Origin of the sequence: Pseudomonas sp. AAC (assembly GCF_000725445.1) — a bacterium.
Classification (GTDB): domain Bacteria; phylum Pseudomonadota; class Gammaproteobacteria; order Pseudomonadales; family Pseudomonadaceae; genus Pseudomonas; species Pseudomonas citronellolis.
In genome coordinates, this window is sequence record NZ_KL647098.1 from 811,196 (window position 1) to 823,524 (window position 12,329).

Genomic DNA, 12,329 nt, shown 5'->3' on the forward strand with positions numbered 1-12,329 from the left:
CCGACGTTTCACGGAAGACACCCATGCCCCTCACCCGTTGGCTGCCCGGCCTGGACAACCTGCTGCACTACCGCTCCGCCTGGCTGCGCCCGGATGTCGTCGCCGGCCTGTCGGTGGCGGCCATCCAGATTCCCACCGCCATCGCCTATGCGCAGATCATCGGCTTCCCGGCCCAGGTCGGGCTCTATGCCTGCATCCTGCCGATGCTGATCTACGCCCTGGTCGGCAGCTCGAAACAGCTGATGGTCGGCCCCGACGCCGCCACCGCGGCCATGGTCGCGGCGGCCATCACCCCGCTGGCGGCGGGCGACCCGCAGCGCCTGTTGCAACTGTCGATGATCGTCGCGGTGATGGTCGGCCTGCTGTCCATCGTCGGCGGCCTGGTGCGCGCCGGCTTCATCGCCAGTTTCCTGTCGCGGCCGACCCTGGTGGGCTACCTCAACGGCATCGGCCTGAGCCTGATCGCCGGCCAACTGGGCAAGCTGCTGGGCTACCACACCGAGACCAGCGGCTTCCTCGCCGGCCTGCTGGCGCTGCTGCGCAACCTCGGCAGCACCCACTGGCCGACCCTCGCCCTGGGCGCGGCCACTCTGCTGCTGATGATCCTGCTGCCGCGGCGCTACCCGAAGATCCCCGGCGCCCTGGTCGGCGTGCTGTTCGCCACCCTGGCCAGCGTGGCGCTGGGCCTGGACCGCTACGGCGTCGCCCTGCTCGGCGCGGTGCCCCAGGGCCTGCCGGAGCTGAGCTGGCCGCGCACCAGCGTGCAGGAAATGGGCAACCTGTTCCGCGACGCCCTGGGCATCACCATCGTCAGCTTCTGCAGCGCCATGCTCACCGCCCGCAGCTTCGCCGCGCGCCACGGCTACAGCATCGACGCCAGCCGCGAGATGGTCGCCCTGGGCGTGGCCAACATCGGCGCCGGGGTGTCCCAGGGCTTCGTCATCAGCGGCGCCGACTCGCGCACCGCGGTCAATGACATGGTCGGCGGCCAGACGCAGATGGTCGGCATAGTCGCCGCCCTGGTCATCGGCCTGGCGCTGGTGCTGTTCAGCGCGCCGCTGGGCTGGATTCCCATGCCGGCCCTGGGCGCGGTGCTGCTGATGGCCGGCTGGGGGCTGATCGACTTCAGCGCGCTGAAGGGCTTCTGGCGCCTGTCGCGCTTCGAGTTCGGCCTGTGCCTGCTGACCACCGTCGGGGTGCTCAGCGTCGGCGTGCTGCCGGGCATCTTCGTGGCCATCGTCATCGCCCTGCTGCGCCTGCTGTACCTGACCTACAAGCCGAGCGACGCGGTGCTCGGCTGGGTCCACGGCATCGACGGCCAGGTCGAGCTGAGCCGCTACCCGCAGGCGCACACCCTGCCGGGCCTGGTGATCTACCGTTTCGACGCGCCGTTGCTGTTCTTCAACGCCGACTACTTCAAGCAGCGCCTGCTGCAGGTGGTGGCGCAGACCAAGGCGCCGCGCGCCGTGCTGCTCAACGCCGAGGGCGTGCTGAACCTGGACGTCAGCGGCCTGACGGTGCTGCGCGAGGTGCAGCAGACCCTGGCGGCGCAGGACGTGCACCTGTCCCTGGCGCGGGTGCCGCGGGAAACCCTGGCGATGCTGGAGCGCTCCGGCCAGCTGGGCGAGCTGAAGCCGCCGCTGGTGTTCAGCTCGGTGCGCGCGGGGGTGAACGCCTACCGGCGCTGGTACAAGCGCCAGCAGGAGGCCGCCGCAAGCGCAACTGTTCTTGCCCTGGGCAGGCCTGCGGCCCCCTCACCCTAACCCTCTCCCGGAGGGAGAGGGGACCGTTCGGAGTACATGGGTGTTTCGGCGTTAGCCGGCTAGCACAGGGACTGCCGGCTGAAACCGGGCCGTCTCTCGGCACCGACTAGCCCCTCTCCCTCCGGGAGAGGGCTGGGGTGAGGGAAAAGCCCGAGCGCAGATGTCATTCCCCTGCAGGAGCGCGCCCTGCGCGCGAATCGCGGACAGAGTCCGCTCCTACAGGGGCTCGGTGCTGCCTACAGGCGGAACTGCCCCACCATACCCTGCAGGTCGCGGCTGAGCTGGGCCAGCTCGACGCTGGAGGAGGCCGTGGACTCCATCGCCTGGGCCGATTCGTCGGCGATGCCGCGGATGCTGGTGACGCTGCGGTTGATCTCTTCGGCCACCGCGCTCTGCTGCTCGGAGGCCGCGGCGATCTGCTGGTTCATCTGGTGGATCACCGCCACCGCCGCGGCGATCTCGCCCAGCGCGGTCTCGGTCTGCTCGGCGTCGCCAACGCTCTTCTCCACCAGTTGATGGCTGTGCTGCATGTGCTGCACCGAGGCCTGGGCGCCGTTCTGCAGCGCGCCGATCAGCTTCTCGATCTCCGCCGTCGACTGCTGGGTGCGCCGCGCCAGGGCGCGCACCTCGTCGGCCACCACGGCGAAGCCCCTGCCCTGCTCGCCGGCCCGGGCCGCCTCGATGGCGGCGTTGAGCGCCAGCAGGTTGGTCTGCTCGGCCACCGCCTTGATCACGTCGAGCACGCTGCCGATGTTCTGGCTCTCGCGACCCAAGTCGTGGATGCTGGCGGAGGCCTCGCGCACCGCCTCGGCCAGCTCGGAAATGCGCCCGAGGGTGCGCCGCACTACCTGCTGGCCGCTGGCCACGGTGCCGTCGGCCTGCTCGGCGGAGTGCGCCGCGGCCTCGGCGTTGCGCGCCACCTCGTGGACGGTGGCGGCCATCTGGTTCATCGCCGTGGCCACCTGGTCGGTCTCGGCCTTCTGGCTGTTGACGCCGCTCTGGGTGCGCTCGGTGACGCCGGATAGCGCCTGCGCCGAGGAGGTGATGCGGCCGACGCCTTCATGCAGGCGGCTGACGATGCCGCGTAGGCTCTGCGCCATGGCGTCCACCGCGGCCATCAGTTGGCCCACCTCGTCCTTGCGCTCGACGCGGATGGTCTGGCTCAGGTCGCCCTCGGCGATGCGGCTGGCCATGCCGATCACCTGGCGCAACGGGCGCACGATCAGCAGGCTGATCAGCAGCGCAGCCAGGGTACCGACCAGCAGCGCCAGCGCCGCCGAACCGAGCATCGCGCCCACGCTGCTGTGCAACACGCTGACCATGGCCGCCTGCTGCGTGGCGTAGGAGGCATCCACCTGCTGCATCATCTCTTCGGCGCGCTGCGACATCTCGCGGTGCGCCTGCTGTTCCTTGGCCAGGCCGGCGGAGTAGTCGCCGAGGTTGTTGCCGAAGCCGTCGATGTTGGTGGCCACGTCCTTGATCACCGAGACGTAGGCCGGGTCGGTGATTGCAGTCTGCAGTTGCTTCGACAGCTCCAGAGCCTCGTCGGCGGACTTGATGCGCGCATCGCCCGCAGCCTCGCCGTCCTTCTGCTCCAGGCGCGCGCGGGCCTCGTTCAGGCCCTGCAGCACCAGGCGGTAGAGCTGGCCGACCTGGGCCGCCTGCTTGAGCAGCTCCTCGCCGTTCTGGCCCTGGCTCTGCTTGAGTTCGTAGGCGCCGTCGTCGGCCAGGCTGGATTGCAGGATGTCCAGGCTGTTGGAGGCGCTGGACACCGACCAGTTGGCGGCCTCCAGGGCCAGGTGGCGGCTCTTGCTGGCCTGCTCGAAGCGGTCGAAGGAGGCCAGGTAGCCGGCCATGGCCTGGGCCACGCGCTCCATGGCCTCGGCCTGGCCGGGGTGCGCCTTGAGCTGCTCGACGTGCCCGGCGAGGAGCTTGGCGCGCTGGCGCAATTGCTCGGCGGCCTTGGGGCTGGCGCCCTGGACGAAGTCCTTCTCGCTCTGGCGCATCTCCAGGACTTCGCGGTTGACCGCGCTCATGGCGTCCAGCAGGGCGAAGCGCTGCTCGATGGAACGCAGCGCCCCGACGCCGATCCCTGCCACCAGCGCCGTCAGCAGCAATACCAGGCCGAAGCCCAGCGCCAGTTTCTTCGCCGTGCCCAGATTGGCCAACCGCCGTTGCACGAACGCGACCATGCCACCCCTCCCCTTGCCGAATGCCTTGCGGGAGAGTCTTCGACCGAAGCTCTCCCGTTCTTTGTCGTTGCTTTGGGACGGAACATTAGGAGCCGGCCGACCGGCGGAACAAGGGGCGGCGTCGATGATGGCAATTCGATGTTGCGCACGGGCATGCGCAGGTCGCATCCAGGACAGTCGCGCGCCAAGGTCCCGGCGCACGGCGGCCCGTGCCCCTATTTGGGGCGGATCATGCTGAAGGTGTCGCGGGTGAAGCTGTAGTGGGTGCCGCCCAGGCGGCCGACCAGGTCGAGCTTCGCCGGGTCGACGTGGCGCTCGTCGCGCAATACCGCGTCGTCGATGTGCGCCAGCAGCACGCGGGCGAAGATCAGGTAGCAGCTGGGCTTGTCCGCCGGGTAGGGCTGGATCTGCGCCAGCTCGCACTCGAAGGCCACGGCCGCGCCGGCCACCCGCGGCGGCGCCACGCGCACGCTGGGCAGGGTGGCGATGCCGGCCTGCTCGATCTCGCTGACGCCATGGGGCAGCGTGGCGGCGGTGGCGTTCATGGTCTCGGCCTGGGCGGCGCTGACCAGGTGGATCACCAGTTGGCCGGTCTCGCGGACGTTGCGCAGGGTGTCCTTGACGCTGCCGTCGTCGCGGATGCTGGTGTTGACCATCAGCGTCGGCGGCTCGTCGCTGATGACCTGGAAGAAGCTGAACGGCGCCAGGTTGCCCTGGCCCTGCGCGGACAGGGTGGAGACCCAGGCGATGGGCCGCGGGGTGACGGTGGAGGCCAGCCAGCGGTAGGCGTCGGCGGGCGCGAGGGTGCTGAAGTCGAGTTGCATGGGAGGGGTTCCTGACTGCCGGGCGGGCCGGAGCGCCCGTCCGCCCGGCGATTATGCCCGCCTTGCCCGCGCCCGGTCAGCGGCCCGCGCGCGATTCCTTGATGTAGAAGCGCGCCTTGCTGGCCTTGTCCAGGCAGCCGCCGTAGGACTCGACCTGCTGCTCGGTCTTGGCCGCGCTGATCAGCGCCAGCGCCTTGGAATAGCTGACGGTGCCGGCGAAGCCCTCGGCCTTGGCCAGGTCCAGCTCGTGCCAGGCGGCGTTCAGTTCGCTGGCGCAGCTGTCGCGATTGACCGTCTTGCCGGAGCAGCCGGCCAGCGCCAGGCTGGCGGCGAGAACTGCGAAAAGTGCCTTCATGACGACCTCCTTGGTGGTTCGGGCGACTTCCAGCTTAGACCGCCGCAGCCCAAGGTTACAGGTGGGTTTGGCGTAGGGCGCATAACGCCTACGGCGTTATGCGCCCTACGTGACGGCCTGCCTTTCGTAGGAGCGGTCTACCGCGGTGGCCGGGAACGCAGGTACTCCACCACCTCGTCGTGGTTGCCGCGGAACTCGATGCGCGATTCCTTGCTCTGCAGCTGGTAGGCGTACATGGGGTCGTAGTATTCGCCCAACAGCCCCTCGATCCAGCCGCGGTGCAGGTCCACCGCGCCGCTGCGGCGCTGTTCGTCCAGGGCCTCGTCCATGATCGCCGCCAGGCGCTGGTAGCGCTCCCCGCCCAGGCGCTTGACGATGCCCGACAGGCTCTTGCGCAGGTAGGCGGCGAAGGCCTCGAAGCCTTCCTCCGGCGCGCCCTTCACCTCGACGAACTCGGCGCACAGGTCGATCACGTAGTCCTTGAGGATGCGTTCCACCCGCCCCTCGAAGCTGTCCTCCAGCCACACCAGCGGGTAGCCCTGCATGCCCTGGTACAGCTCCAGCGGCAGCGAGCAGCTGCCGACGATGCGCCCCTCGTCCTCCAGCACGAACTGGCTCATGCCGGCGTGGCGCTTCTTCAGGATGTCGATGGCCAGGCGGTTCTCGAAGTCGATCTGTGCCGGCTGCGGCGTGGCCCGGCGGCCGAAGCTGGAGCCGCGGTGGTTGGCGTGGCCTTCCAGGTCCAGGGCGTTGTCCAGCTGCGCCACCACCTCGGTCTTGCCGGTGCCGGTGAGGCCGCCGATCAGCACGAAGGAACATTCCTCGGTGGCCGCGCGGGTGGTGTCGAAGAGGAAGCCGCGCAGCGCCTTGTAGCCGCCGACCACGCGCGGGTATTCGATGCCGGCGTCCTTCATCCACTGCTGGACGATCTGCGAGCGCAGGCCGCCGCGGAAGCAGTACAGGTAGCCGTCCGGGTGGCGCCGGGCGAAGTCCAGCCAGGCTTCGATGCGCTCGGCCTTGAGCGGGCCGCAGACCAGCTCGTGGCCCAGGGCGATGGCCGCCTGCTGGCCATGCTGCTTGTAGCAGGTGCCCACCTTCTGCCGCTCGACGTCGTTCATCAGCGGCAGGTTCTCGGTGTGGGGGAAGGCGCCCTTGGTGTATTCCACCGGGGCGCGCACGTCCATCAGCGGGACGTCATTGAGGAAGAGTTCGCGGTAGTGCCGGGTGTTGTCGCGCATCAGGCCACCTCTACCGCGTGACTCTGTCGCTCGACCAGCTCGCCGATGGGCGCCAGTCGCAGGCCCAGTTCGGCGGCAGTGGCGAGGAATTCCGCCTCACCCTCGGGGGTCACCGCCACCAGCAGGCCGCCGCTGGTCTGCGGGTCGCACAGCAGCAGCTTGTGCAGTTCCGGCAGCGGCGCGATGCGCTCGCCGTAGCTGTCGAAGTTGCGCAGGGTGCCGCCGGGCACGCAGCCCTGTTCCAGGTAGTACTGCACGTGCTCCAGGCGCGGCACCGCGTCGAAGCGGATGCGTGCGGTCAGGCCGGCGCCGTCGGCCATCTCCACCAGGTGGCCGAGCAGGCCGAAGCCGGTGACGTCGGTCATGGCCGTCACCCCTGCGAGCTTGCCGAAGCGGCTGCCGGGCTTGTTCAAGGTGCACATCCAGTCGCGGGCCAGGCCCACGTCCTCGGCGCGCAGCCTGGACTTCTTCTCGGCGGTGGTGAGGATGCCGATGCCCAGCGGCTTGGTCAGGTACAGGCGGCAGCCGGCGGTGGCGGTGTCGTTGCGCTTCATGAAGCGCTTTTCCACCAGGCCGGTGACGGCCAGGCCGAAGATCGGCTCGGGGGCGTCGATGGAGTGGCCGCCGGCCAGCGGGATGCCCGCCTCGTCGCAGACCTTGCGGCCGCCGGCGATCACCTCGCGGGCGATTTCCGGAGCCAGCACGTTGACCGGCCAGCCGAGGATGGCGATGGCCATCAGCGGGTCGCCGCCCATGGCGTAGATGTCGCTGATGGCGTTGGTGGCGGCGATGCGGCCGAAGTCGAAGGGATCGTCGACGATGGGCATGAAAAAGTCGGTGGTGGACACCACGCCGCGCTCGCCGTCGATAGCATAGACCGCAGCGTCGTCGCGCGAGGCGTTGCCGACCCACAGGTTCGGGTCCAGGTTCTGCGCGCCGCTGCCGGCCAGGATCACTTCCAGCACCTTGGGGGAAATCTTGCAGCCGCAGCCGGCACCGTGGCTGTACTGGGTCAGGCGGATGGGTTCGCTCATGTTGGCTCCGGGGCGGGAAGTCGATCGGCCGATTCTAGCAAACACCCTTGGCGCCCCGCCCTACCCGGGCGTATCGTCAGTGACATCCGGCGCCGGCCCAGGCCGCCCGCCGCGCCTTGCAATGCGTTGTTTTCAGAGGAATAACCGTCCATGTCGAAACAAGTGGCGCTGGTGCTCGGCTCCGGCGGAGCACGGGGTTATGCGCATATCGGCGTGATCGAGGAACTGGAGCGGCGCGGCTACGAGATCGCCTGCATCGCCGGCTGCTCCATGGGCTCGGTGATCGGCGGCATCTACGCCGCCGGCAAGCTGGGGGAATACCGCGACTGGGTGGAAAGCCTGGATTACCTGGACGTGCTGCGCCTGCTGGACGTCAGCTTCCGCCTCGGCGCCATCCGCGGCGAGCGGGTGTTCGGCAAGATCCACGAGATCATCGGCGACATCAACATCGAGGACCTGCCCATCCCCTACACGGCGGTGGCCACCGACCTCACCAACCAGCAGGAAATCTGGTTCCAGGAAGGCGACCTGCACCAGGCCATGCGCGCCTCGGCGGCCATTCCCAGCCTGTTCACCCCGGTGATGCAGGGCCCGCGCATGCTGGTCGATGGCGGCCTGCTCAACCCGCTGCCGATCGTGCCGGTGGTGTCCAGCCACGCCGACCTGATCATCGCGGTGAACCTCAACGCCACCAACCAGCGCCAGTACCAGTTGCCGGTGATCGAGCGGCCGGCGGCGCTCAAGGGCCGCTTCGACAGCCTGATCGGTAGCCTCGGCGACAAGCTCAGCCGGTTCCGCCGCCACGGCCCGGAGCTGGAACCGCCGGAACTGCGCGCCGAAGCCCTGCTGGAGCCGGTGCCCGACAGCGAGGAACCGGCCGAGCCGGAGATGCAGCAACCGGCCGCGGCGCCCCTGGGCAAGGGCTCGCCGAAGTCCGCCAGCGGCAGCCAGGTGATCGACAGCAGCAGCCCGGCCTCGTTGCTGGAGCTGGTCAACCAGAGCTTCGAGGTGATGCAGACCTCCCTGGCGCAGTACAAGATCGCCGGCTACCCGCCGGACGTGCTGATCAACGTGCCCAAGCGCGTGTGCCGCTTCTTCGAGTTCTACAAGGCCCCGGAGCTGGTGGCCCTGGGAAGGCAGATCGCCAGCGATACGCTGGACCGGTACGAGGCGGAGAATCCGTAGGGCGCATAACGCCTGCGGCGTTATCCGCCGATTGGCCTTGGCCATCTGCCCGCTCGCTGTTGGGCCTGGCGCCGGTTGGGTATGCGCCAAGGCGCGGCCATGGCGTTGGCGGCAACGCAGGCGTATCGGCGGATAACCGCGAACGGTTATACGCCCTACGTTACAGGTGGGCTTGGCGTAGGGCGCATAACGCCTACGGCGTTATCCGCCGATTGGCCTTGGCTACCGGCCCGCTCGCTGTTGGGCCTGGCGCTGGTTGGGTATGCGCCAAGGCTCGGCCATGGCGTTGGCGGCAACGCAGGCGTATCGGCGGATAACCGCGAACGGTTATACGCCCTACGCATCGCGCAGGCGATAGCCGACGCCGGCCTCGGTGACGATGAAGCGCGGGTTGGCCGGGTCGTCCGCCAGTTTCTGCCGCAGGTGGCCGACCACCACGCGCAGGTAGTGGGTGTCCTCGACGTGGGTCGGGCCCCAGATGTCCTTGAGCAGTTGCTGCTGGGTGACCACCCGCCCCAGGTGCCGGGCCAGGGTGGCCAGCACCGCGTATTCCTTGCGGGTGAGCGCCACTTCGGCGCCGTCGAGGTTCACCCGGCGGTAGGCGAAATCGACCAATAGCGGCCCCACCGCCACCTGCGCTTCCTGGTTCTCGCCCTGGTGGCCCTGGCGCAGCAGCGCGCGGATGCGGGCGAGGAATTCCTGGATGCCGAAGGGCTTGGTCACGTAGTCGTTGGCGCCGCCGTCCAGGGCCAGCACCTTCTCGCTCTCGGCGGCGCGCACCGAGAGCACCAGCACCGGCACCTGCGACCATTCGCGCAACTCGCGCAGCACCTCCTGGCCGTCCTTGTCCGGCAGGCCGAGGTCGAGCACCACCAGGTCCGGGCGGTTCAGCGCCGCCTGGGCCAGGCCCTCCTCGCCGCTGCCGGCCTCCACCACCCGGTAGCCGCCGGCGTTGAGGCTGATGCGCAGGAACTTGCGGATTTGCGGTTCGTCGTCGATGACCAGGATGCAGGCGGCGTTGGCGTTGCTCATCGGGCTCGGCTGGCTGGGGGCGGTGGCGCCTAGCTTGGGCCTTTCAACTACCGGCATCAAGCTGCTCCAGGTCCGGCTGGCGCTGCAGCGGCAGGTGCAGGGTCAGGGTGGTGCCGTGGCCATCCAGGCCGTCGCCGACGCTGATGCGCCCGCCGTGGGCGCCGACCATGCCCTGGCAGATCGCCAGGCCCAGGCCGGTGCTCGGCCCGCCGCGGTCGCCCCGGGCGGCGCTGTAGAACATGTCGAAGATCTTCTCCCGCTCGACCTCGGGAATCCCCGGGCCTTCGTCGCTGACGCTGAACTGCAACTCGTCGCCGACCTGTGCGGCCTGTACCCGCAGGCGCCCACCCGGCGGCGAGAAGCGCGCGGCGTTCTCCAGCACGTTGACCAGGGCCTGCTCGATCAGCGCCGCGTGCACGTACAGCAGCGGCAGTTCGGCCGGCACGCGGGTTTCCACGCGATAGGGCGCGAGCAGCGCGCGCAGGCGGTGCACGGCGCTGCCGACGATGTCCTCCGGGGCCACCCAGTCGCGCGCCAGCTTCAGCCCGCCCTGGCCCAGGCGGGTCATGTCCAGCAGGTTCTGGATGTAGCGGTCCAGGCGCTCGGCCTCGTCGCGGGTGCTTTCCAGCAGTTCCTTGCGGTCGGCCGGGGGAATCGCGTTGCCCAGGGCCAGCAGGCTGTCGATGGCGCCGCGCATGGTGGTCAGCGGGGTGCGCAGGTCGTGGCTGACCGAAGCCAGCAACGCGCTGCGCAGTTGCTCGGTCTCGCCGTGCAGGCGCGCGGCTTCCAGGTCGTCGGCCAGGCGCGCGCGGGCCAGGGCCTGGGCCAGCGGCTGGCCGAGGGCGGCGAGCAGGCGGCGGCGCTGGCCGGGCAGCGGCTCGCCGTCCCTGGGCCGCACGCCGAGCAGCGCCAGCGGCCCCTCCTCCGCCGACAGCGGCCACCACCACCAGCGCCCCGCCGGCAATGTGCCGGTGCCCAGGCCGGCCGGCTGGTCGTGCTGCCAGGCCCAGTCGGCGGCGGCGCGCTCCTGCTCGTCGAAGCCGCGGGCGTGGCCGCTTTCCACCTTCCAGTCGTCGTGCTGGCGGGCCAGCACGCAGATGTCCAGGTCATTCCACAGGGCGAACTGCTGGGCGGCGGCGGCCAGCACCGCCTGGCGGTCGGTGGCGGCGGTGAGTTTGCGCGAGAGTTCCAGCAGCGCGCCGGTCTCCTCCTGGGTGTCGCGCAGCACTTGCAGCTGGCGGCGCTGGCGCGCGGCGAGGTTGCCGGTGAGCGCGGCCATGAGCAGGAAGAACAGCAGGGTCAGCACGTCCTGCTCGCGCTGGATGGAAAGGGAGAAGTACGGTGGGATGAACAGGAAGTCGTAGGCCAGGAACGACAGCACCGCGCATACCAGCGCCGGCCACAGGCTGCTGCGCACCGCCACCAGCAGCACGGCGGCGAGGAACACCAGGGAGATGTTCGGCAGCTCCAGCAGGCGCGACACGCCCCAGGCCAGGGCGCTGGCCCCGGCGGCGGCCAGGGCCGCCAGCAGGTAGTCGCGCCAGTGGCCGCGCTCGCCCCGGCGCGGCGCGGCCGGGGCCAGGTCGGCCTCGCTGTCCAGCACGCTGACTTCCAGGCCCTCGCCCAGGCGCAGCAGGCGCGCCGCCAGGCCGCCGCCGAACAGCCGGCGGTACCAGCGCTGGCGCGAACGGCCGACCAGGATCAGGCTGGCGCGGCGCTCGCGGGCGTGCTCGACCAGGGTGCGCGCCACTTCCCCGCCGCGCAGCTGCACCACCTCGCCGCCCAGGCGCTCGGCCAGTTGCTGGGCGTTCTGCAGGTACAGGCGCGACTGCTCGTCGCGGGCATCGCCGGTGTCGACGTGGACCAGGCTCCAGGGCAGGTGGCGGCGCTCGGCCACCCGCGAGGCGTGGCGCACCAGGCGCTCGGCGTTGCGCTCGCCGTCCACGCCCAGCAGCAGCCGGCCGCGCAGCGCCGGGGCCTCGCCGCCCTGCTGGCGGTAGCGGTGCGCCAGGTCGGCGTCCACCCGCGCGGCGGCGGTCTGCATGGCCAGTTCGCGCAGGGCAGTGAGGTTGGTCTGGCTGAAGAAGGCATCGATGGCCGCCCTCGCCTGTTCCGGCACGTAGACCTTGCCTTCGCGCAGGCGCTCCAGCAGCTCGCGCGGCGGCAGGTCCACCAGCAGCAGTTCGTCGGCTTCCTGCAGCACCCAGTCGGGCACCGTCTCGCGCACCTGCACGCCGGTGATGTCGCGCACCTGGTCGTTGAGGCTTTCCAGGTGCTGGACGTTAACCGTGGTGTAGACGTCGATGCCGGCGGCGAGCAGCTCCTGGATGTCCTGCCAGCGCTTGGCGTGGCGGCTGCCGGGGGCGTTGCTGTGGGCCAGCTCGTCGACCAGGGCGAGCTGCGGCGGCTCGCGCAGCAGGCCGTCGAGGTCCATCTCGGCGAGGTGGATGCCGCGGTATTCCGAGCGCAGCAGCGGCTGCTGCGGCAGGCCGGCGAGCAGCGCCTCGGTCTCGGCGCGGCCGTGGGTCTCGACGATGCCCACGCGCAGGTTCACGCCCTGGCGCAACTGGCCCTGGGCGGCCAGCAGCATGGCGTAGGTCTTGCCCACGCCGGGGGCGGCGCCGAGGAACACCTTCAGGCGTCCGCGGCCGTTGCGCTCCAGGTCCGCGAGCAGAGCGTCGGCGCGCTTGGGATCGGTCATGCTGG

General features: G+C 70.2%; 9 protein-coding genes and 1 pseudogene. 2 read left to right on the forward strand and 8 right to left on the reverse strand.

From position 1 onward, the window contains the following. Nucleotides 1–23: 23 nt before the first annotated feature. Complete coding sequence (locus FG99_RS21165; protein ID WP_043272168.1) at nucleotides 24–1,763, forward strand: SulP family inorganic anion transporter; 1,740 nt, start codon at nucleotides 24–26, stop codon at nucleotides 1,761–1,763. Nucleotides 1,764–1,999: 236 nt separating this feature from the next. Here the strand turns inward: FG99_RS21165 and FG99_RS33325 are convergent, their stop codons facing one another. The 6 genes and pseudogenes from FG99_RS33325 to selD form a co-directional block, all read right to left on the reverse strand. After that, nucleotides 2,000–2,881, reverse strand: coding sequence for a methyl-accepting chemotaxis protein (locus tag FG99_RS33325; RefSeq protein WP_371263881.1), 882 nt, complete (start codon nucleotides 2,879–2,881; stop codon nucleotides 2,000–2,002). Further along, nucleotides 2,858–4,123: pseudogene (locus FG99_RS33330) on the reverse strand (HAMP domain-containing protein); the annotation flags it as partial. The gene FG99_RS33325 and the pseudogene FG99_RS33330, both read right to left, overlap by 24 nt. 47 nt (nucleotides 4,124–4,170) lie before the next feature. Then, entirely contained in the window at nucleotides 4,171–4,779 is a 609-nt protein-coding gene (locus FG99_RS21175) for a flavin reductase family protein (protein ID WP_043272170.1), read from the reverse strand. 76 nt (nucleotides 4,780–4,855) lie between these two features. Further along, nucleotides 4,856–5,134 carry a hypothetical protein gene (locus FG99_RS21180; protein WP_043272171.1) on the reverse strand — a complete coding sequence of 93 codons (279 nt, stop codon included), beginning with the start codon at nucleotides 5,132–5,134 and terminating at the stop codon, nucleotides 4,856–4,858. A gap of 137 nt (nucleotides 5,135–5,271) precedes the next feature. Continuing rightward, complete coding sequence (gene mnmH, locus FG99_RS21185) at nucleotides 5,272–6,372, reverse strand: tRNA 2-selenouridine(34) synthase MnmH (protein ID WP_043272172.1); 1,101 nt, start codon at nucleotides 6,370–6,372, stop codon at nucleotides 5,272–5,274. After that, on the reverse strand, nucleotides 6,372–7,406 hold the full coding sequence (gene selD, locus FG99_RS21190; RefSeq protein WP_043272173.1) for a selenide, water dikinase SelD: 1,035 nt from the start codon (nucleotides 7,404–7,406) through the stop codon (nucleotides 6,372–6,374). The genes mnmH and selD overlap by 1 nt, the downstream gene beginning before the upstream one ends. Nucleotides 7,407–7,556: 150 nt before the next feature. Here selD and FG99_RS21195 point away from each other — a divergent pair, with 150 nt between their 5' ends. Further along, entirely contained in the window at nucleotides 7,557–8,591 is a 1,035-nt protein-coding gene (locus FG99_RS21195; protein ID WP_009618585.1) for a patatin-like phospholipase family protein, read from the forward strand. 336 nt (nucleotides 8,592–8,927) lie between these two features. On the opposite strand, the gene FG99_RS21200 is transcribed toward FG99_RS21195, so the two are convergent. Next, complete coding sequence (locus tag FG99_RS21200) at nucleotides 8,928–9,623, reverse strand: response regulator (protein ID WP_043272174.1); 696 nt, start codon at nucleotides 9,621–9,623, stop codon at nucleotides 8,928–8,930. A gap of 43 nt (nucleotides 9,624–9,666) precedes the next feature. Then, nucleotides 9,667–12,324, reverse strand: a complete 2,658-nt coding sequence (locus tag FG99_RS21205; protein ID WP_043272175.1) for a sensor histidine kinase — start codon at nucleotides 12,322–12,324, stop codon at nucleotides 9,667–9,669. Nucleotides 12,325–12,329 lie beyond the last annotated feature (5 nt).